The organism is Parasphingorhabdus sp., assembly GCF_039939955.1.
GTDB lineage: Bacteria > Pseudomonadota > Alphaproteobacteria > Sphingomonadales > Sphingomonadaceae > Parasphingorhabdus.
On sequence record NZ_JBDVHS010000003.1, the window covers coordinates 127,233 to 148,570 of the forward strand.

Consider the following 21,338-nt stretch of genomic DNA (forward strand, 5'->3'; position numbering starts at 1 on the left):
CATGGGTTTCTGGCTAGCGGAGAAAAGAATCGGTCAACAGAGCAGCTTCATCCAGCGTTTCGATCCCCGCTTCTGGACGATCAATTTCCCCCGCCCGATGATGGCCTCGGTGGTGACCACTGCCGCCAATGCGCTGCGGGTGGATGCGGTCTTCTATAATAGCGATGATCTGGCCGGGCTGATCTGGGAAAGCGAAGACAGGCTCGACCATCCCTTGCTGGCCTATGAAACGGAGCGTGATTATGCGCAGCTCCAATGGGAGTTTCACTGGCGGTCGTCGGGCATCATGCCGCTGGATGCGATCAACGGCCCGACGTTGACGATCGAAGGCCGCGATGCGGCGGGTAATCCCAAATCCTGGTATGTGCGGTTGTGGAACTACGCCAGCGGCACGCCGACCGACGCCCGGATTTCTATAGAATTTTCAAAAATCGATGGCGGTTTCCTGTTGCCGGGCGAGGCCGACCCGGTTTTTCCCGAAGATATCGACCGGCTGTTCATTTCGATCATTCCGCCGGACTATGACGGGCAGGGCACGCGCTATGCCACGCCGAAAATCGGCTGGGTTGAGATGAGCGCGATCCGGACCGATGGGCGGGGCGCGGTGCTGGAGATTGGCGACATCATGGTGCCGGAAAACGGGCTTTCGATGGCCACTGCCTATGATGACAGTTTCAACCAGACGCCGGAACGCCTGCTGCGGATGACGCGGGCTTTGGGCTATCGCGGGGCGATCAACCACTATCTGGGGATGAGCCATTATTTTCGGCTGGAGACGCTCGGTGACGGGCTTTATGTCAGCCTGTCCGCGCCGCAGGCTGGCGAGGAATTTGCCGCAATCAACCAGCCGGCAGCGGTCTGGCATCGCGATCTGGTCGCTCGCGCGGAAACGATGGGCTTTTCGGTGATCCTCTCGCTGTCCTACGAGCTTTTCGATGCGCATTGCTGGAACGACTGGAAGCAGCGGGCGGAAAATGGTGATCCGGCGCTGACCGGCTGGCAGCCGCCCTCGACCCTGCTTTCGCCCGCCAACGGCAATGCGATGAATTATCTGCAAGCCGTGGCGCGGGCCTTCACTGCGATTGCCCGGGATGCGGGCGCGGGGATCCGTTTCCAGGTGGGGGAACCCTGGTGGTGGATCATGCCGGACAAGCGTATTTGCCTCTATGATGCAGCGGCCAGTGCAGTCTTTGGCGCAAACGCGGTCAGCATAGCCAGCATTGATGGCCCGAAGACAGCGGCACAAAATGCCATGCTGGATCAGGCCGGTGCGATTCTGGCGCAGTCGACGGCCGATCTGCTGGATGCGGTGAAGGCGGAAGCGGGGGCAACGCCGGTCGAGTCTCTCTTGCTCGCCTATTTGCCGACAATTTTGGATGAGGAGGCGCCTGAAGCGCGGCGCGCTAATCTGCCTATTGGGTGGGCCAGTCCCGCTTTCGATATATTGCAACTGGAAGATTATGACTGGGTGATCGCCGGAGACCGGTCCGCGACGCGGCGCGGCATTGCCCTGGCGGCCGATCAGCTGGGCTATCCGGTCGAGCGACAGCAATATTTCACCGGCTTTGTGCTGCAGGCCGCGGACCGCTTTATCTGGAGCAATATGGTGCAGGCGGTGGAGGATGCGCGCGCGCGAGGCACGCCCGGGATTTTCGTCTGGGCGCTGCCGCAAGTGGCGCGGGACGGATTTACCTATTTTCAGGAAAAGGATGATGATGTGAACGCCTTTGATGACGTGCGCTTCCCGATCGCTATCGGCCAGGGGGCCAGCGTGTCGCCGGGATTTTCCACCAATATTGTCACGACCATCTCCGGTCACGAGAAACGCAATAGCGACTGGGCCGATGCGCGCCTGGAATTTGATGTCGGACCGGGCGTCCGGAGCGAGGAAGAATTGCGGATATTGATCGCCTTTTTCCGAGCGCGGCGGGGTGCCGCGAAAGCCTTTCGCTTCCGCGATCCCTATGACCATAGTTCGCGTGACATGGTCGGGGAACCGGCGCCAACCGACCAGCATCTCGGCAAGGGTGATGGTCAACAAACCGCGTTCAAACTTGTGAAAAATTATGGCGGCCCAGTCGAGGAAGCGCAGCAGAGGCGAATCACACGGCCCGATCCAGACACGCTGGAGATCGCCATTGATGGCCAATTGGAGAGCAATTGGTCACTCGGCCCCGCTGGGATGATCGCCTTTGATACGCCTCCGGCAGAAGACAGCGATATCACCGCCGGGTTTCTTTTCGATGTGCCGGTGCGCTTTGCCAGCGATCAATTGCACGTGAACCATGCTACATTTCTGGCGGGGGACATTCCGGAAGTCCTTCTGCTTGAGGTCCGGGAACCATCATGAGTCTAGACTGGCTGGACCGGAAGGTCACGACGAGCGCCTATCTCTGGCGTTTGGAACGTCCGGACGGCGTGGCGCTCGGCTTTACCTCGCACGATCGCGACTTGGTCATCGATGGGCTGCGCTATAGGGCAGCGCCGGGCATGGTGCCGTCTGCGATCGCGCTGTCCGATAGTCTGGACATCGACAATATCGAAATTGCAGGGGCGATGACCAGCGCCGCGATAGCCGAAGCCGATCTGGATGCCGGACGCTGGGACGGGGCGCTCCTGTATATTTCGCTGGTCGACTGGGATCAGCCGGATGCTGCGCCTTTGCCGCTGATTTGCGGCCAGTTCGGTGAGATCATACGGTCCGGTGACAGTTTCACGGTCGAGATGCTCGGCGCGACATCCTTTCTGGACGAGCCGATAGCTCCGCTGACGTCGCCAACCTGCCGCGCCGAATTTGGCGACCGCCAGTGCAAGCTCAGCCTGCACCGCTATCAGCAGGAAGGCCGGATAATATCGGTCGATGGTGACGAGATTGGAATCGAGGGGCTGGGCGGTACGGCGGCCAGATTTGCTTTCGGATCGCTCCGTTTTCTCGATGGCTCGAATTGCGGGCTCAGCAATGCGATCGTCGAGGGGGACGGGAGTGTTGTCAGGCTGGCAGATCTGCCGGTCCAGGCCGTCGTTGCAGGCACAAGAGTTTTGCTGACCGAGGGGTGCAACAAGAATTTCGCGACCTGCCGGGACCGTTTTACCAACAGCATCAATTTTCGCGGAGAGCCCTATTTGCCGGGCAATGATCTGCTCACCAGATATCCCGGCGCATGACGCCAGCCAGAGAAGGATCCCGAAAAATGGCGGAAAAAGTTGTGTCCCTTTGTGGTGCGCCCTTTTGCCTGCATGGGCGCGATGAGGACATCGGGCTGGATTGTATCGGTCTGGCGCTGCAATGCCTGATAGCGGGCGATTTCGAGTGCGATGCGCCCAATGGCTATTCGATCCGGGGCGGGTCCGAGCAGTCAATCAGCGCCTTCATGACGGAGACCGGCTTCTCCCGCTTCCCGCCGGAATCGGAGCTATGCGAAGGGGATATTATTCTGGTCCGGCCCAGCCCGGTCCAATGGCATTTCCTGATCCGGGCGAAGGACGGCTTCGTTCATGCCCATGCCGGTCTAAGCAAAGTCGTATTCTGCCCCGGCGAAGCGCCGTGGCCGATTGCCGCGATTTTTAGGCTGATGGAGGACTGAATGGCGACCTTGGTTTTGAGCGCCGTTGGCACTGCGGTTGGCGGGCCAATAGGCGGTACTATCGGGGCCATTATCGGCCAGCAAGTCGACCAGAATATCCTGTTCAAGCCAAAAGGGCGTGAGGGGCCACGGTTGCAGGAACTGGCGGTGCAGACGTCGAGCTATGGCTCCCAAGTTCCCCGGATCTACGGGAAGATGCGCGTCGCCGGGACCGTGATCTGGGCAACAGACCTTAAAGAGACGCGCAGCCGCGAGGGCGGTGGCAAGGGACGCCCGAGCACGGCTATCTATAGCTATTCCGCCTGTTTCGCTGTTGCTCTGTCTAGTCGTGAGATCAAAAACATCGGCCGAATATGGGCGGACGGGAAAATTTTCCGGGGAGCCGCCGGAGATTTCAAGACGGAAACGGGATTTGCCTTTCATCCCGGTGGCGAAGGGCAGCTTGTCGACGGCCTGATGGCTAGTGCGGAGGCGACTGACGGGACACCCGCCTATCGCGGTCTGGCGCTGGCGGTTTTCGAAGACATGGATTTGACGGAATATGGCAACCGGATCCCGTCGCTGACCTTTGAGGTGATCGCCGACGATGGTTCGGTGACAATTGCCGATGTGGTTCGGGATGTTTCGGGGCAGAGGATCGCGTTGTCATCGGAAGAAACGGTGATTGGATATGCTGCTGGGGGACAAGATCAGCAGGCGGCTTTGCGGCCGTTGACGGACTCTATCCCGTTGTCATTCTCATCTGATCCTGTCGCCATTGACCGTATTGGAGCAGAAGTGCGTGCTTGCGCAGATGCTTCCTCTGCCCTGACAATTGGTGGTGATTTTGTCCGAATGGCTGACCGGCGCGAAGCCGCTGCGCCCGAAAGGCGCACGGCATCTGTCGCGCTGGCTCCTCGGCACGTGTCGATCCGCTATTATGACCCGTTGCGTGACTATCAGACTGGTATCCAGTCGGCGCTGCGTCCCGGAACCGGGCGGATTGCCCTTGTCCAAGATTTTCCGGCAGCGATTTCAGCGGAGGAAGCCAAGAAAATGGCCGCAGTGGCCTTATGGTCTGAATATGACGAGCGCTCGACTTTGCATGTTTCCGTGCCGATGGGCAGCCGTTCCTATCGACCGAATATGTTGGTCGAATTTGATTCTTTTGCTGGTCTTTGGCGCATTCGGGAATGCGAAATTGGTCTTGGTATCGCGCAACTTCTGCTCACCCGAGCAAGCACCAGCAAAAACCCGGCCTCAATCGACTCGGAACAGGGTCGCATTGTGTCGGATTCCGATCTGCGTGCGGGATTGACGCGCCTCGTGTTGGTTGATTTGCCATTTGCTATAGATATGCCGACGGCTGTGCCGGACTCGCCTAAGCTCTATGCCGCCGCCGCTGGCGATTCCGGATGGCGAAGCGCGCAACTATTTGGACTGGGATCAGATGACACGCCCGGAGAATTTATTGGGCAGATACCGGCTCCCACCATCATAGGGCTCACCTTGGGCGCGCTTGATTCTGCAAATCCAGCTTTGCTTGATCAGGTTAATCATATCGATGTGGAACTGCAGAATCACTCGATGGTGCTGACGCATGCTAATGATTCACAACTGTTGGCGGGACGCAATATCGCCTTGATCGGTATGGAAATCGTCCAATTTTCTGGCGCCTTGCCGCTTGGACATGGCCGTTTTCGCTTGTCTCGATTGATACGCGGGCTTGGCGGCACGGAGGCTGCGATAGATCGACATAGTAGTGATGAAGATTTTGTCTTACTCGATGCGGCTTCCATGCTGGAGGTCAGTTCTGCCGTCTATTCTCCTTTTTCTCCCACGACGATCTATGCGCTGGGGCGAGATGATCTTACGCCTGTTGCAGCTACAATTGCGTCACCTGGGAGAGCCTTGATGCCATGGTCTCCTGTGCATCCGACCTGGAATTTTCTGGAAAATGGAGATCTTGAGCTCGGCTGGACCAGAAGATCTCGCGCGGGAGCCATTTGGCCCGACCATGTCGAGGTGCCGTTGGCGGAAGAGGCCGAGAAATATCGCATCGAGCTGGCAGCGGAGGATGGTTCGGTAACACCGATTTCATTGGTCTCGAACGTACGGAAAGTCACAGCGACTTCTACTCAAATTCAGTCGCTTCTATTGAGTGATATCAATCACTTGAATGTCAAAATCCACCAAACCGGTGCTTATGGCCTTTCAGAGGCGCTGGCCTTTGAAATTTCGATTTGAAACCGTCCCAATGCAAATTCTGGAATATATAGGGAATAAGAAACATGGCGATATTAGAGACTCCAAGGTTTGAACTACCGCTGCTTGCTGTCGGACAGGCACATAAGGAGTTATTTCACAATGAGGCTCTCGCACGCATCGATTTTCTGGCTCATCCCATAGCGCAAGCGATCGAGACCGATCCGACGGCATTGTCGCCGGTTTCTGGTCAATCTTGGCTGGTAGGAACAGATGCTACAAACGATTGGTTGGGGCATGATGATGAGATTGCGGGTTGGTCGGGAAATGGTTGGCTCTTTATTCCGCCCCTGACGGCGATGCAGGTCTATATTGAAACGATGGATAAATTTGCGATCTATCGCGGTGGCTGGCAATTGGCAGAAGCGGTCGAAAGCCCCTTGGCAGGTACTATCGTTGATAGTGAAGCGCGGGCGGCTATCGATTCGATATTGGATGTTCTTCAAACACAAGGGATTCTTTAAAGTCTGGCCTATGAAATTGATTCTAAAGTACTGTTGGAGAAACGATTTTACATATTCAATCGAGTTTCAAGGATATTTTTAGAGCCAAATCCCGAAAATGGCGACATTTTCGCAACAGTTCTGCGATTTGGCTGCTTGCACTGATTGGAGCGAGGGGCTAGAAAGCGGCGTGAATTTAGAACCTAAATGAGAAGGGGAATATAAATGCGGAAGCTTGCCTTAGGAATGGCGCTTGCCTCCACAGCGCTCGCAACACCTGCTCTGGCTCGTGATGACCAGTGGTATGTTGGTGTTGAGGGTGGTGCGATGGTCGTCCAAGACGTCGATCTCGACATTGCTGGAATTACTGACACTGCGTCTATTAGTCATGACGCAGGTTATGATTTTGATGGGATAGTTGGTTATGATTTTGGATCATTCCGGCTTGAAGCTGAAGTTGGCTACAAACAAGCCGGCGCTAAAGACATTGTTGGCGCTGGCCCTGTAACCGGCGGAGCGCCGATCCCTGGATTAGGAAATCCTGGGAATGCTGGCTATAATTTCCCGACAAACGGCGACGTCAATGCGCTCAGCTTCATGCTGAACGGTTTGGTTGATTTTGGCGATGACGATGGAATCCAGGGTTTTGTTGGCGGCGGCGTTGGTGTTGCTCGCGCAGAACTTACCAATGTGATTGAAGGTCCTTGGTTGGATGATTCTGATACTGGTTTTGCTTGGCAGGCCCTTGCTGGGGTTCGCGCTCCATTGAGCGGTAGCTGGGATATTGGCTTGAAGTATCGTTTCTTCAAAGTATCCGGTGTTGATTTGGTCGATTCGATCGGTCGTGATGTTTCAACCGATCTGACAACCCACTCTCTTTTGGGTAGCTTGATCTACAACTTCGGCGGCGAACCAGCGGCACCACCTCCGCCACCGCCTCCACCACCGCCTCCACCACCACCGCCTCCACCACCACCACCACCGCCACCAGCGGCAGTGTGTGCGCCTGGCCCTTACATTGTGTTCTTTGACTGGGATCAGTCGGATATCACACCGGAAGCGGCTTCGGTTCTCGACAATGCGGTTACCGCATATGGCGATTGTGGTTCGGCTCAGGTCATGTTGGCTGGTCACGCTGATAAATCTGGCTCTGCCAGCTACAATGTCGGTCTGTCTCAGCGTCGTAACGAAGCTGTACGTGCGTATCTTGGATCGCGCGGCATCAGCGACGATGCTGTCTCGAGTGAAGCCTTCGGTGAATCGCGTCCACGCGTTGAAACCGCAGACGGCGTTCGCGAACCGCAGAACCGTCGTGTTGAAGTTATGTACGGACCTGGTTCCGGTAACTAATACCAACATACGATCAAATTTTGAAAAAGGGCTGGTCTTCGGACTGGCCCTTTTTTTGTCCGGTCTAGATGAACAGGCTGAACCGAATGAATTGCCATTTGGCCGTTGTTCAAGAAAATTTATGAAATGCCCGGCCTGAGAAGCTGCAACGATACTGCCGTCAAAAGAGCAACGGATCGTTCTATCTACAAGATTGGTGAACCCTATGCGGACATCTCGGTATCACTATAGGCGTACGAAATCGTGCCTTGGTGTCCAAAAAGCTACCCGGTCAAAATATTCTCTGATTTTTAGTTCAGCAGGCTTTCAAACAATTGCAGCCCATCCGTTCCACCATGTTTGCTGTCGATGGCACGTTCGGGATGCGGCATCATCCCGAGGACATTCCCTGCTTCATTGATGATACCGGCAATGTTCCGCGAAGATCCGTTGATATCGTTCCGATATCGGAAAACCACCCGGTCTTCATTCTCCAACCGATCCAGCGTTTCACTGTCGGCAAAGAAGTTTCCATCATGGTGGGCTACCGGGATCGAAATGGATGTATTTTTCGTATAGCGGGATGCGAAGATATTGTCCGTGTTGGCGATATCAAGCTGGACATCTTTGCAGACAAAATTGATGTTGCTGTTCCGCATCAACGCTCCGGGCAATAGTCCCGTTTCGGTTAAGACCTGAAACCCGTTGCACACTCCCAATATCTTGACGCCACGCTCCGCGGCTTCAATCACTGGTTTAATGATGTTGGAACGCGAAGCCATGGCACCGGACCGCAGATAGTCTCCATAGGAAAAGCCGCCAGGAATGGCGATGACATCCAGGTCAGACGGAAGTTCGCTATCCCCGTGCCAGACCATATGAGGCTTTCGACCCGAAACACTTTCCAAAGCGACGGCCATGTCACGGTCGCAATTGGAACCAGGAAAGACGATCACTGCCGATTGCATCAGGACGTAGTCTCCAAAGCCTTGTCGGATATTTCGATTTCATAATTTTCGATGACGGTGTTGGCGAGCAGCTTTTCGCACATTTTTTCAATTTCTTCTTTGCTGACCGCGGGATCAACATCTAGCTCGATCAGCTTGCCGGCGCGCACGTCATTCACACCCGAAAAGTCCAGGCTTTCCAGCGCATGATGAATGGCTTTGCCCTGAGGGTCTAATACGCCATTTTTCAGCGTTACAAATATTCTGACTTTCATCCTTGCGCCCTCGCGTTGTTCGCCGTGAATATCGCCCTGCTATAGCGCCAAGATTAGCCGGGGCAAGAGCAAGAACGAAAATTGAAAAAGCTAGGCCACCGTTTGGTACCGCATGGCCATATTCGGTGGCTAGCGAATTGGTCGTCAGCTTTCAGAGTTCGACCTTCAGTGCGCCCGCCCTCCCTATGATTTCACTATTTTCCGCGCTTCTTTCGTTCGCTGTTCAGGTCGAGCACTTCGCTGACACCTTCTGGAAACAGACCCAGACGGCGGGCAACTTCCTGATAGGCTTCGGCTTCGCCGCCGAGATCGCGGCGGAACCGGTCCTTGTCGAGCTTTTCGTTGGTTTCAATGTCCCAAAGACGGCAGCCGTCTGGACTAATTTCGTCGGCAAGGATGATCCGTGAAAAATCCCCTTCGAAAATTCTGCCAAATTCAAGTTTGAAATCAACCAGCTTAATGCCAATGCCTGCGAACATTCCGGCTAAGAAATCATTGATCCGGATCGCCATTGCGGAAATATCCTGCATTTCCTCTTGGCTGGCCCAACCAAAACAGGCGATATGCTCTTCAGCGACCAGCGGATCGCCGAGCGCATCATCCTTATAGCAATATTCCAGCAAAGTGTGCGGAAGTGGCTTGCCTTCTTCAATGCCGAGACGCTTGGTTAGAGATCCGGCCGCGACATTGCGGACGATCACTTCAATCGGAACAATCTCGACCTGCTTGACGAGCTGCTCCCGCATATTGAGGCGCCGGATGAAGTGACTGGGGATGCCGATATGCCCGAGCAACGTGAAAATATGCTCGCTGATGCGATTGTTGATCACGCCTTTGCCGTTGATCGTGCCTTTTTTCTCGGCGTTAAAAGCCGTGGCATCATCCTTAAAATATTGAATGATGGTGCCGGGTTCTGGGCCTTCATAGAGTATCTTGGCCTTGCCTTCATAAATTTGGCGACGACGGGACATTGCTTGGTTCCACTTCGCAAAGAGTGCGACAAAAAATCATGCCCCGATTGTTCGAATCATGGTGGATTGAACGGACCGGGGCAACCGAGCCTTCCTATATGCGAAAGCGGCTTGCGGCGCAATCAATCCCGTTTCATGATGGGGCAACCGAATTCTTGGAATGAATGCGAGCGCGATGACCCAATATGCCAGAAAAATCGTCACTGCGGCGGCCTTAACCGCTCTGATGGCGACAATCACCGTGGCCTTGCTGAGCCTGGCAGGTCCTAGCTGGACGCGCTTCCTTCCAGCCAGTTGCATGGAAACCAGATGTTTCTGCGAAATACCAAGGCCGGGGACAATATTGTTGCAGCCCGCCAATAGTCTGTCTTCTTTTGGCTTTGTCTTCGCCGGTTTCCTCATGATCTTGCTGGCCCGGTCGCGTGACTGGTGGTCGGCTTTTCCGCCCTTGTCGGCAAAAATACTCGGGGTGTCCGCGATCATTGTTGGAATTGGTTCCTTAATGCTTCACGCGACGCTGACATTATGGGGGCAGTTTTTCGACGTGCTGGGCATGTATTTGATCAGCGGGTTCTTTTTGATCAGCGCGCTTTCGAAATGGCGCAACATCCCGGACCGACGCGCAATGATCTATTATGCGCTGCTTTGCGCGGTGCTTGTCGCAATTCTATATATGATGCCGGAGGTACGCCGCTGGCTTTTCGCCGTCGTTCTTATGGCGGCCATCCTATTGGAACTTGTTTTCGCAAGGCCTCTGCGCCCTCAGGTCCAGACCGGCTATTATATCGCCGGGTTGATCGCAAACACCGTCGCCTTCACGATATGGAATCTCGACCAGAACGGCCAGCTTTGTGCGCCTGAAAGCCTGTTGCAGGGGCATGCGATCTGGCATGTACTGGGTGCCGTCGCCTTATGGTTTGCATTTCTCTACTATCGCAGCGAACAACCCGTCACCGATGGTTCCAGCCGTTAGCGGATCATTCCACCGACGGAAAATATGGTTCGGAGGCCAGGGGAGCACAATCTGCAAACCATTTCATCGGATGGCGCTGTGGTACGCGAGTGATGAACGCGCCCGTTGCTGGGCTATACCAGACCGCGTTGAAACTGCCGTCGGTTTTTAACGTGGCGCGCCAGCTGACCGCTTTTTCGGTGCCGCCAAAGCGTTCCCGCCGCGGATGATCCGCTGCTGCTTCCCCCATCACATCGAGATTGATGACAAAATCGGAGAGCTGCGCCTCAACGATATTGCCATTACGGACCGCCACCCAGACCGGTGTTGCAATATGCTCGATGGTCTGACTGGGGTCGCTGCTGCGCCTTGCGCCCCATCCGATACGAATCTGGCACCCATTGCGTATTGCGGAAACAAGGCCATAATTGTGGCCGGCGATCACATCGCCATCCTTGTCGTGTTGGAGAACCACATGCCATGTTTCTGCATGGGCCATGGTCGCAGCGAACGGCAGAGCCAGGGTAAGAAGCAGGGTTTTTAGAAATGTCGATTGCTGCATCATTGTCGATAAATAGCAGAATTTGAAGACACGCTCAAACTTCCCTCTACCAACCCTGAATCCACCCTGCTATCGCCTTGCTCATGAGTGATGTAACCGAAGCTCCACCTGAAGAGCCTGAAGATGAATTTGATGCCATTGTAGAAGCACCGTTTGATGCGGCGCTTTCCGAGCGGTATCTGATTTATGCGATGTCGACGATCACTGCGCGGTCGTTGCCGGACTTACGCGATGGTCTGAAACCAGTGCACCGCCGCCTCTTGTGGGCGATGCGTTTGCTGAAGCTTGACCCATCGCAAGGCTACAAGAAATGCGCCCGTGTGGTCGGTGATGTGATCGGTAAATATCACCCGCACGGCGATCAATCGGTTTATGACGCGATGGTCCGCCTCGCTCAGACTTTCTCGCTGCGCTATCCTCTGGTCGACGGGCAGGGGAATTTTGGTAATATCGACGGCGATAATGCTGCGGCCTATCGCTACACCGAAGCCCGGCTGACACGCACGGCGATCGAGCTGATGCACGGTCTGGATGAAAATGCTGCTGATCTAAAACCGACCTATAATGGCGAAGACGAAGAGCCCGAGGTCATGCCGGGGCTATTCCCGAACCTGCTCGCCAACGGTGCCAGCGGGATTGCGGTGGGCATGGCGACCAGCATTCCGTCCCACAACGTCCACGAGGTTATCGATGCAGCGACGCTGCTGATCGATTCCCCCAAGGCTGAACATTCCGAGATCATGGAGATTATCAAAGGCCCCGATCTTGCGACGGGCGGCACTTTGGTTGATCCCAAATCAGTAATCGATGCCGCCTATGAAAGCGGACGCGGCGCGATGCGGGTGCGTTGCAAATGGGAGAAAGAAGACGCCGAGGGACGTGGCGCGTGGCAGATTGTCGTCACCGAAATTCCCTATCAGGTGCAGAAGGGCAAGCTGATCGAGCAGATCGCCCAGATTATTGCCGACAAAAAACTCCCGATTCTCGCCGATATTCGCGACGAGTCCGATGAACAGGTTCGGATTGTTCTCGAACCCAAAAACCGCGCGGTCGATCCCGATGATTTGATGAACGCCTTGTTCCGCATGTCGGATCTGGAAAATCGCTTTTCCCTTAACATGAACGTGCTCGACAAGGATCGAGTGCCCAAAGTCATGGGTATCGGTGAAGTGCTGAAGCACTGGATTGTCCATCAGATTGAAGTGCTGGTTCGTCGTTCGCAGCATCGGCTCGACAAGATCGATTCCCGGCTTGAGCTGCTCGAAGGCTATATCATTGCCTATCTCAATCTCGACCGGGTGATCGAGATTATCCGTAATCATGATGAACCCAAGCCGATGCTGATGGACGAGTTCGACCTGAACGACCGTCAAGCAGAAGCGATCCTCAACATGCGTCTGCGGTCTTTGCGCAAGCTGGAAGAGATGGAGTTGCGCAACGAGCGGGACAAGTTGCTTGAGGAACGCGATGGGCTGGAAAAACTGATCGAGAGCCCGGCGCGCCAGAAGACGCGGCTCAAAAAAGATCTCGCCGCGATGCGCAAGCTTTACGCCGAGGATACAGAATTGGGTGCCCGGCGCACGATGCTGATAGAGGCAGCACCGGCGCGAGAAATCTCGCTGGAAGCCTTTATCGAGAAAGAGCCGGTGACCGTGATCATGTCGCAGCGCGGCTGGATCAAGGCGATGAAAGGCCATGCCGATCTTTCTGCGCCGGACAGCTTCAAATTTAAAGAAGGCGACGGTCCGAAATATGCCTTCCATGCGCAGACGACCGACAAGCTGTTGATGTGCTGCGACAATGGACGCTTCTACACCATCGGTGCCGACAAGTTACCTGGCGCGCGCGGTTTTGGCGAACCGGTCGGATCTATGGTCGATCTGGAGGCTGGCGCTGAACCGATTGCCCTGATGGTCGCGGATATGAAGGCAAAACTATTGCTCGCTTCCACTTGGGGGCGCGGCTTCGTGGCGAATATTGCCGATGTCGTTGCTGAAACGAAGAAGGGCCGCCAGGTCGCCAATCTCAAAGGCGATGCGCGCCTTTTGGTTGTGCGTCCGGTTCCCGAAGGCGCGGATCATGTGGCTGCCATTGGCGAAAACCGCAAACTGGTCGTCTTCTCCCTCTCCGAAATGCCCGAAATGGCAAAGGGGCAGGGCGTGATGTTGCAACGTTATAAGGATGGCGGACTGTCGGATGCGACGGTGTTCAAATTGGAAGAAGGCCTTAGCTGGGCAATGGGCGGCGACAGCGGCCGCACAAGGACCGAGAATGACCTGACCATGTGGCGGGTTGCGCGCGGCGCGGCTGGGCGCTTGCCACCAACCGGATTCCCGAAGAACGGCAAGTTTGATTGATAGCTGTTCCCTTCGCTGTGAAGGGGAGAGTGCGTCGACATTTCGAGATATTGCCAAGTAGCAATATCAAAACATGTTTGCGCAATCCTGCCTTACGCCTTAGCCTGATCGGCAATAAAAAAAGGGGGAGGCTAGCATGTCGGATAATAGTCCAGACGCGCCCGAACAGGACGCGAAGACCAGTGATGCAGAAAAGGCTTATTGGTCGGCCAATATCCGTTTGCTCTGGACCTTGATGAGCATCTGGTTCGTCGTTTCCTTTGGTGCAGGCATATTGTTCCGCGACTTTCTCGATCAATTTGCGATTGGCGGCTATCCGCTCGGTTTCTGGTTCGCGCAGCAGGGATCAATCTATGTCTTCATCCTGCTGATCCTCTTTTACAGTGTCCGGATGAAGCGGATTGAACGCCAATATGATCTTGATGATTGAGCGCGGCTGATATGGAAACCCAGACACTCATCTATATTTTCGTTGGCCTGTCCTTCGCTCTCTATATCGGTATCGCCATAGCGTCGCGGGCCGGTTCGACCAAGGAATTTTATGTCGCGGGCGGCGGGGTTAATCCGGTGGTCAATGGCATGGCGACAGCGGCGGACTGGATGTCGGCGGCGAGCTTCATTTCCATGGCCGGGATCATCGCTTTTTCCGGCTATGACGGATCGGTCTATCTGATGGGCTGGACCGGTGGCTATGTGATGCTGGCCTTATTGCTCGCGCCCTATCTCCGGAAGTTCGGCCAGTTTACGGTGCCCGATTTCATTGGCACGCGCTACTATTCCAAGGCCGCCCGCGTGGTTGCGGTCATCTGTCTGATCTTCATCAGTTTCACCTATATCGCCGGGCAGATGCGCGGCGTCGGCATTGTATTTTCCCGCTTCCTCGATGTCCCGATTACCCTGGGCGTGATCATCGGCATGGGCATTGTCTTTGTCTATGCCGTGCTCGGCGGGATGAAGGGCATTACCTATACGCAGGTTGCGCAATATTGCGTGCTGATCTTCGCTTATATGGTCCCGGCTTTCTTCATCAGCTTCCTGATCACCGGCAATCCGGTGCCGCAACTGGGACTGGGCTCCACGGTCAATGACGGCTCGGGACTTTATGTGCTGCAGAAGCTCGATCTGGTGCTGCAGGATATGGGCTTTGGTGCCTATACCGATGGCAGCAAGTCGATGATCGATGTCTTCTGTATCACCGCGGCTTTGATGATCGGGACGGCTGGTCTGCCGCATGTGATTGTCCGGTTCTTCACCGTTCCCAAAGCATCCGACGCGCGCAAGTCGGCAGGCTGGGCGCTGGTCTTCATTGCGCTGCTCTACACCACCGCGCCTGCGGTCGGCGCCTTTGCGCGGCTTAACTTCATCGATAGCGTACAGAATACGGAATATGCCGAGGCGCCCGCATGGTTCAAAAATTGGGAGAGCAATGACCTGATCGCCTGGCGCGACAAAAATGGTGATGGCAAAATGCAACTGGGTAAGGGTGAACCTTTCAAAGGTGCACCCTTATTTGCCGAAGAAGCCGGCACCAACGGCGAACGGATCGTGCAGAATGAGGCGGCGGACGACAATGTGAACGAGGTCTATGTCGACCGCGATATCATGGTGCTTGCCAATCCGGAGATCGCCAATCTGCCCGGCTGGGTGATTGCATTGGTCGCTGCGGGCGGGCTGGCAGCAGCGCTATCAACGGCGGCGGGGCTGCTGCTCGTTATCTCATCGTCGATCAGCCATGATTTGCTCAAGAAAACATTCCGGCCCAAGATCACCGAAAAGGGAGAGCTGTTGGCCGCGCGACTGGCGGCAACCGCAGCGATTGTCGTGGCGGGCTATTTGGGCATCTATCCGCCCGGCTGGGTCGCGCAGGTGGTGGCCTTCGCCTTTGGCTTGGCCGCCGCATCTCTGTTCCCGGCGATCTTCATGGGTATCTTCTCCAAACGGATGAACCGCGAAGGCGCGATTGCCGGTATGGTGACCGGTCTGACCTTCACCTTCCTCTATATCGGCTGGTTCAAACTCTGGTCGCCGGAAAGCAATGTCGCGGCGAACTGGCTGTTCGGGATATCACCCGAAGGCATTGGTGTGATTGGGATGCTGTTAAATTTCGTGGTGGCGATTGCGGTCGCGAAATTCACCAATGGTCCACCGAAGGAGATCGGTCAGCTGATTGATAATATCCGGGTACCGCGGAGCAGTTAGCGGTTTAAATGACCCAAAAAGTCAGCGTTTTTTGGCAATTTTGAGCTTGTCCGACTTGGCGCGTTTTTTGATTGATTCTTCGCTGCGGGTCAGGGCTTTGGAAATGGCTTTGAGGGTCATTCCTTTTTTCGCAAAGGCATGAAGCTTTTGGATCTCTTCGCTGTTCCAAGGCTGTTTATGGCGTTCGAAATGTTCTTTCATGGCCCCCGCTTACCAGATTATCGCCTTCATGCACCCGATATAGCGTTGGATGGATGGCAACGGCAGTTTTTGATCTTGTCTAAAGTGGGGTTTGCATGATCTCGCTTCTCCGCTAGCCAGCAACGGATATTTTAAAAGGGACCCAATGATGCAGTTTGATGATGTTATCTTCGGCCGCCGCAGTACGCGCGGATATTTGGATAAGCCGGTACCAAAAGAGCTGATCGAGGAAATATTGAAGCTGGCGATGCGCGCGCCATCTTCGATGAATACACAACCCTATAATTTCTATGTCATCACCGGTGAGCCGCTGGAAAAAATCCGGGCCGGCAATACTGAGCGGATGTTGGCCGGTGTCCCGCAATCGCGGGAATTTCGAACGGGTGAAGCTTTTGCCGGTGCGCATCGCGAGCGGCAAATTGGCGTGGCAAAACAGCTTTTTGGCGCGATGGGGATCGAACGTGATGACAAGGACGCGCGGCAGGATTGGGTCATGCGCGGTTTTCGTCAGTTTGATGCGCCGGTATGCGTCATCATCACCTACGATAAAGTGCTGGACGGCAGTGACGATACGCCGTTCGATTGCGGTGCCGTCGCGACGGCTCTGGTGAATGCGGCCTGGTCACGCGGCCTGGGTACCGTCATCAACAGCCAGGGTATCATGCAATCGCCCGTGGTTCGGGAACATGCCGGGATTGCCGATGATCAGGTGATCATGAAAAGCATCGCGCTTGGTTGGCCGGATGAGACATTTCCGGCAAACGCGGTGGTGTCGACACGCAAGCCGGTTCAGGAAGCAGCGGTTTTCGTCGGTTTTGACGGCTAGCGGTTCAACCGCCCCTCAATCAACGCATCAACCACGCTCGGGTCTGCCAGTGTCGATGTGTCACCCAGCGCGCCAAAATCATTTTCGGCAATTTTGCGCAAGATACGCCGCATGATCTTGCCGGAACGGGTTTTGGGCAGTGCTGGTGTCAGGTGGAGATGGTCCGGCGTAGCAATCGGGCCGATTTCTGTGCGGACGTGGCCGCGCAACTCGGCAACCAGCGCATCGGACGTCTCAACGCCCGCGTTCATCGTGACATAGCAATAAATGCCCTGTCCCTTGATATCATGCGGATAGCCGACGACGGCAGCCTCTGCGACCTTGGGATGGGATACCAGTGCGGATTCAACCTCTGCGGTGCCCATGCGGTGCCCGGAGACGTTGATGACATCGTCTACCCGTCCGGTAATCCAGTAATAATCATCAGCATCGCGCTTGCAGCCGTCACCGGTGAAATATTTGCCCTTGTAGGTGCTGAAATAGGTTTGGATGAACCGTTCATGGTCGCCATAGACGCTGCGCGCTTGGCCCGGCCAGCTGGCAGTGATGCAAAGATTGCCATCCGTTGCACCATCCAGAACACCGCCGTTGCCATCGACGAGCTGCGGCTGGATGCCGAAAAATGGTTTGCCGGCGCTGCCCGGCTTCATGCCATGGGCGCCGGGGAGGGTGGTGATCATCACGCCGCCGGTTTCGGTCTGCCACCAGGTGTCGATGATCGGTGATTTTCCTTCGCCGACTACATCATAATACCAGCGCCAGGCTTCCGGGTTGATTGGTTCACCGACCGTACCGAGCAAGCGGATGGAAGAACGGTCATGCGCCTTCACCGGTCCATCGCCTTCGCGCATCAGCGCACGGATGGCGGTTGGGGCCGTGTAGAAGATATTGACCTTATGCTTTTCGACCACTTCCCAGAAACGGCCGAAATCGGGATAGTTGGGAATACCCTCGAACATCAGTTCGGTCGCGCCGTTCAGCAGCGGGCCATAGACGATATAGCTGTGTCCGGTGACCCAGCCGATATCGGCGGAACACCAGAAAACCTCGCCAGGTTGATAGTCGAATACATAGTGAAAGGTGGTCGCGACCCAGACGGCATAGCCGCCGGTCGTGTGTAGCACGCCCTTGGGTTTGCCGGTCGATCCCGATGTGTAGAGGATGAAGAGAGGGTCTTCTGCATTCATCGGTTCGCACGGGCAATCCGCTGGCACATCTGTCTGTAGATCATGATAATAATGATCGCGCCCGGCGGTCATCGCGATATCGCTATCGGTATGGTTGATCACCAGCACCGCATCGACCGATACTTTCTCCAAGGCGGCATCGACATTGGCCTTGAGCGGGACTGGCTTGCCACCCCGCAGGCCACCATCCGCGCAGATCACGAACTTGCTGTCGCAATCCTCGATCCGGCCAGCCAGTGCATCGGGAGAGAAACCGCCGAAAACCACGCTGTGGATCGCACCAATCCGGGCACAGGCTAGCATTGCAATCGCGCCTTCGGGGATCATCGGCATATAGATGGTCACCCGGTCGCCCTTTTGGACACCCAGTTTCTTCAAGCAATTGGCCATTTTGATGACCTCTGCCAGCAACGCGGCATAGGTGATCGTGCGGCCAGCAGACTTCGGATCATCGGGCTCAAAGGTCAGCGCTGTAACATCGCCTTTGCCGGCGGCGACATGACGGTCCACCGCATTGTGGCAGATGTTGAGCACGCCATCTTCATACCATTTGATGGAGACAGGATCGTATGACCAATTGGATATTTTTGTCGGTGCCGTCAGCCAATCGAGACGCTCCGCCTGATCCGACCAGAAGCCGTCAGGATTGGTGATGCTTTGCTGATAGAGGTGGTCATAGTCCGCTGATGTGCAATGGGTGGATGCGTCGTTGCGCGGTGACGCGATCAGCTCGACCAAGTCCTTTTGTCCCGCATTGTCTGTCCCGGCACTGTTCGTCATTGTCCGTCATCTCCTGTTTCGGCTCTTGTTCGGGATAGTTTCCCCGCCGCAAATATCAATCCTGTCACTATTGCCTATGACTGAGAGGTTAAATCCTGCTCTTCGACAAATTTTTTGATCCACGTCTCATCCGGAAAACCCTGCGCAATCCATGCCGCCTCTATTTTTGCCAAAGTCTGAGCGACAATCGGACCGGGGGTCAGGCCCCGTTCGATTAAATAGCCGCCTGTGAGCGGGAATGTTGGCACTTGCCAGTCTTTGAGCTGAGCGAGAAGGTCGGGCAGAGCCCCGTCATCGGCAAAGAGGAGGGCGATATCGCGAGCCGCGCCCAAATGGGTGCGATAAGCAAGGGCGCGGATGTCCGCTAGATTGGCACCGCGTTTTTCTGCGCCCACGCTAAAATCGGGTATATGGCGCTCGGCGATCGCCCTTTGCATTTTTTTCGAAAGCTTCAGACTCTTGGCAATGCGGCTGGCTTTTTCTGCGTCTTTGGGAAGCAGGGCAACCAGTCGGCGGATTGCAGTCGGCTTAATCTGTAGTCGTTCTTCCCGCGCGACGATCTGGTCCAGAAAATCTCCCGCATGTTCGTCAATTTCTTCGACAATATGGTCAAAAATCCCGGTGCTTTGCATCTTGCTGATGGCAAATTTCGGATCTGTCGTGCTGAGCAGCTTTAACAGTTCGTCCGCCACCCGCTCACGGGACAGGGTTTCAAGCTTTTCTGCAGCGGCGGTGCAGGCATTAAATGCCTCTTCGTCGACCTGCTGCTGCCCAAAACGTGCCAGAAAACGGAAATAGCGCATGATCCTGAGATGGTCTTCCGCGATCCGTTCCCCGGCGGAACCGATGAAGCGGATCCGGAGATGTTCAAGGTCGTCTAGTCCATCGAAATAGTCGAATATTTCCAGTGTCTGTGGATCGGCAGAGAGCGCGTTGATCGTAAAGTCCCGGCGCGCGGCATCTTCCTGCCAGTCATCGCTAAAGGCCACTGTCGCTCGCCGTCCATCGGTTGAAACATCGCGGCGTAGGGTTGTGATCTCGACGGGTCCGTCGGGCAGCACAGCGGTGACCGTGCCATGCGCGATTCCGGTCGGAACAACCTTGATCGACGCGGCCTTGAGACGTTCCATCACATCGTCCGGTAGCAGGGGCGTAGCAATGTCCACGTCCTTTACCTCTCGGTCTAACAACGTGTCTCGCACAGCACCCCCGACAAAGCGTGCCTTTTGATCCAGAGCGGCGATCAGAGCCGCGAGGCCCCGTCGGTTGGCCCAGTCTGTAGGTGGCATTCTCATGACGCCCAGCCTAGTCTTTTTTCCAGATTGTTCAAAATACCGGCGGTAATTCCCCAGATACGGTAATCCTGCCAGTATATCTCGTAATAATGCCGTTTGCGTCCGTTCCATGTGCCTTCATGAACGGTCCGGTTCTTAGGGTCGAAGAGGAAATCGAGCGGTGCCTCGAACCAGCTTTCGACCTCGCTCGGGTCTGCAACAAAAGGCAGATCAGGCGGGATGACACTTAGCACCGGTTGGATATTATAGCCGCTGCCCGACTGGAAACGGTCCGTCATGCCAATGATATCCACATGGCTGCGATCCAGTGCGACTTCTTCATGTGCTTCGCGCAGCGCCGCATCGATGGCATCCGTGTCGCCGGGGTCAATCTTTCCACCGGGGAAGGCGACCTGTCCGGGATGGTTGCGCATATGCTGGGGTCGCTGGACGAATATCACGCCCGGATTGGGGCGGTCGGTCACTGCGATCAGCACAGCTGCATCGCGTAGCACCTTCTGGTCATCAATATGGTCGCGCTCGTTGTAGAGCAGATGATCGAGGTCATTTTCATGTCCTTGTACCAGCGCCTTTTCCAGTTGATCGCGCAGCGTCATGGTTGAGCCACCATCGGAAAGAAAATACCGGCAGACCATATGCCGACTGGGTCGGCATTTTCCGCCAGTGCCAGTTCGACAAGCTGATAATATACCGGACGGGCGAGTACCGCTTCCAGACCACCACGCACGTGTAGATAGGGTTGCGGCTTATCTGCGCCAAATCGCAGATGATGCTCGGCACCAGCGATCACCAGATGGTCGGTGTTCAACCGGAATGCTAATGTTCGTTCGGTACCTTTGCCATCGCTTTCCAATTCCACAGCGACGAATGGCGCATCATCGACGGCGATGCTCAATTTCTGATAGGGGGTGACCAACGCGTAGCTATCATCCGGCTCACGCCGCAAGATGGTGGAAAAAGCCCGGACCATTGCGGGCCGTTGGATCGGATCACCTTGGTGATACCAGGTCCCGTCTGCGGCTATACGCATCTCGCTATCGCCGGTGTCTTGCGGGTCCCACTGATCTACGGGCGGAAGTTTCTGGGATTCAGCCAGTTCGGCAATTTCCGCAAGGGAGAGTGAGGCAAGTTCGGGCGGCGGCGTATAGGGCATAGGACTGGCCTATTGCCCGCCGCCATTTCTGTA

20 protein-coding genes are annotated in these 21,338 nt (G+C 55.6%); 11 read left to right on the forward strand and 9 right to left on the reverse strand.

From position 1 onward, the window contains the following. The first annotated feature begins 1 nt into the window (after position 1). The 6 genes from ABJG22_RS03770 to ABJG22_RS03795 all read left to right on the forward strand — a co-directional run bounded on the left by ABJG22_RS03770 (position 2) and on the right by ABJG22_RS03795 (position 7,621). Positions 2-2,350: a DUF2460 domain-containing protein gene (locus ABJG22_RS03770; protein ID WP_348018913.1), complete on the forward strand. Its 2,349-nt coding sequence runs from the start codon at positions 2-4 to the stop codon at positions 2,348-2,350. Continuing rightward, entirely contained in the window at positions 2,347-3,165 is an 819-nt protein-coding gene (locus tag ABJG22_RS03775) for a DUF2163 domain-containing protein (protein WP_348018914.1), read from the forward strand. The genes ABJG22_RS03770 and ABJG22_RS03775 overlap by 4 nt, the downstream gene beginning before the upstream one ends. A 26-nt stretch (positions 3,166-3,191) precedes the next feature. Further along, on the forward strand, positions 3,192-3,584 hold the full coding sequence (locus tag ABJG22_RS03780) for a peptidoglycan endopeptidase (RefSeq protein ID WP_348018915.1): 393 nt from the start codon (positions 3,192-3,194) through the stop codon (positions 3,582-3,584). Further along, positions 3,585-5,810, forward strand: a complete 2,226-nt coding sequence (locus tag ABJG22_RS03785) for a phage tail protein (RefSeq protein ID WP_348018916.1) — start codon at positions 3,585-3,587, stop codon at positions 5,808-5,810. 44 nt (positions 5,811-5,854) lie between these two features. After that, positions 5,855-6,292: a DUF2793 domain-containing protein gene (locus ABJG22_RS03790; RefSeq protein ID WP_348018917.1), complete on the forward strand. Its 438-nt coding sequence runs from the start codon at positions 5,855-5,857 to the stop codon at positions 6,290-6,292. Positions 6,293-6,496: 204 nt separating this feature from the next. Next, a complete protein-coding gene (locus tag ABJG22_RS03795) occupies positions 6,497-7,621 on the forward strand; it encodes an OmpA family protein (protein WP_348018918.1) in 1,125 nt (374 codons plus the stop codon). A 290-nt stretch (positions 7,622-7,911) separates the two neighbouring features. Here ABJG22_RS03795 and purQ read toward each other — a convergent pair whose 3' ends face one another. The 3 genes from purQ to purC all read right to left on the reverse strand — a co-directional run bounded on the left by purQ (position 7,912) and on the right by purC (position 9,793). Continuing rightward, entirely contained in the window at positions 7,912-8,568 is a 657-nt protein-coding gene (purQ, locus tag ABJG22_RS03800; protein ID WP_348018919.1) for a phosphoribosylformylglycinamidine synthase subunit PurQ, read from the reverse strand. Further along, positions 8,568-8,822 carry a phosphoribosylformylglycinamidine synthase subunit PurS gene (gene purS / locus ABJG22_RS03805; protein ID WP_348018920.1) on the reverse strand — a complete coding sequence of 85 codons (255 nt, stop codon included), beginning with the start codon at positions 8,820-8,822 and terminating at the stop codon, positions 8,568-8,570. The genes purQ and purS overlap by 1 nt, the downstream gene beginning before the upstream one ends. A gap of 194 nt (positions 8,823-9,016) precedes the next feature. Then, complete coding sequence (gene purC / locus ABJG22_RS03810; RefSeq protein ID WP_348018921.1) at positions 9,017-9,793, reverse strand: phosphoribosylaminoimidazolesuccinocarboxamide synthase; 777 nt, start codon at positions 9,791-9,793, stop codon at positions 9,017-9,019. 175 nt (positions 9,794-9,968) lie between these two features. Here purC and ABJG22_RS03815 point away from each other — a divergent pair, with 175 nt between their 5' ends. Further along, positions 9,969-10,766 carry a ceramidase domain-containing protein gene (locus ABJG22_RS03815; protein ID WP_348018922.1) on the forward strand — a complete coding sequence of 266 codons (798 nt, stop codon included), beginning with the start codon at positions 9,969-9,971 and terminating at the stop codon, positions 10,764-10,766. A gap of 4 nt (positions 10,767-10,770) precedes the next feature. Here ABJG22_RS03815 and ABJG22_RS03820 read toward each other — a convergent pair whose 3' ends face one another. Further along, positions 10,771-11,310 carry a hypothetical protein gene (locus ABJG22_RS03820; RefSeq protein ID WP_348018923.1) on the reverse strand — a complete coding sequence of 180 codons (540 nt, stop codon included), beginning with the start codon at positions 11,308-11,310 and terminating at the stop codon, positions 10,771-10,773. Between the two features lie 80 nt (positions 11,311-11,390). Here ABJG22_RS03820 and parC point away from each other — a divergent pair, with 80 nt between their 5' ends. The 3 genes from parC to ABJG22_RS03835 all read left to right on the forward strand — a co-directional run bounded on the left by parC (position 11,391) and on the right by ABJG22_RS03835 (position 15,863). Further along, positions 11,391-13,664, forward strand: coding sequence for a DNA topoisomerase IV subunit A (gene parC / locus ABJG22_RS03825; protein ID WP_348018924.1), 2,274 nt, complete (start codon positions 11,391-11,393; stop codon positions 13,662-13,664). Positions 13,665-13,800: 136 nt separating this feature from the next. Beyond that, on the forward strand, positions 13,801-14,094 hold the full coding sequence (locus ABJG22_RS03830; RefSeq protein WP_348018925.1) for a DUF4212 domain-containing protein: 294 nt from the start codon (positions 13,801-13,803) through the stop codon (positions 14,092-14,094). 11 nt (positions 14,095-14,105) lie between these two features. After that, entirely contained in the window at positions 14,106-15,863 is a 1,758-nt protein-coding gene (locus tag ABJG22_RS03835) for a sodium:solute symporter family protein (protein WP_348018926.1), read from the forward strand. A gap of 21 nt (positions 15,864-15,884) precedes the next feature. Here the strand turns inward: ABJG22_RS03835 and ABJG22_RS03840 are convergent, their stop codons facing one another. Further along, entirely contained in the window at positions 15,885-16,064 is a 180-nt protein-coding gene (locus ABJG22_RS03840) for a hypothetical protein (protein WP_164115781.1), read from the reverse strand. A gap of 148 nt (positions 16,065-16,212) precedes the next feature. Between ABJG22_RS03840 and ABJG22_RS03845 the strand changes: the two genes are divergently transcribed. Continuing rightward, the gene (locus tag ABJG22_RS03845; protein ID WP_348019032.1) at positions 16,213-16,890 is read left to right on the forward strand and encodes a nitroreductase; all 678 of its coding nucleotides are present in this window, start codon (positions 16,213-16,215) and stop codon (positions 16,888-16,890) included. On the opposite strand, the gene acs is transcribed toward ABJG22_RS03845, so the two are convergent. From acs to ABJG22_RS03865, 4 genes are all read right to left on the reverse strand, one after another. Beyond that, entirely contained in the window at positions 16,887-18,857 is a 1,971-nt protein-coding gene (gene acs / locus ABJG22_RS03850) for an acetate--CoA ligase (RefSeq protein WP_348018927.1), read from the reverse strand. The genes ABJG22_RS03845 and acs overlap by 4 nt on opposite strands. A 74-nt stretch (positions 18,858-18,931) precedes the next feature. Continuing rightward, the gene (locus ABJG22_RS03855) at positions 18,932-20,152 is read right to left on the reverse strand and encodes a CCA tRNA nucleotidyltransferase (protein ID WP_348018928.1); all 1,221 of its coding nucleotides are present in this window, start codon (positions 20,150-20,152) and stop codon (positions 18,932-18,934) included. Next, positions 20,149-20,748, reverse strand: coding sequence for a CoA pyrophosphatase (locus tag ABJG22_RS03860; RefSeq protein ID WP_348018929.1), 600 nt, complete (start codon positions 20,746-20,748; stop codon positions 20,149-20,151). Before ABJG22_RS03860 ends, ABJG22_RS03855 begins: the two co-directional genes overlap by 4 nt. Then, positions 20,745-21,305 (reverse strand): DUF1285 domain-containing protein, encoded by a 561-nt coding sequence (locus tag ABJG22_RS03865; RefSeq protein WP_348018930.1) that lies wholly within the window; start codon positions 21,303-21,305, stop codon positions 20,745-20,747. Before ABJG22_RS03865 ends, ABJG22_RS03860 begins: the two co-directional genes overlap by 4 nt. Positions 21,306-21,338: the final 33 nt, after the last annotated feature.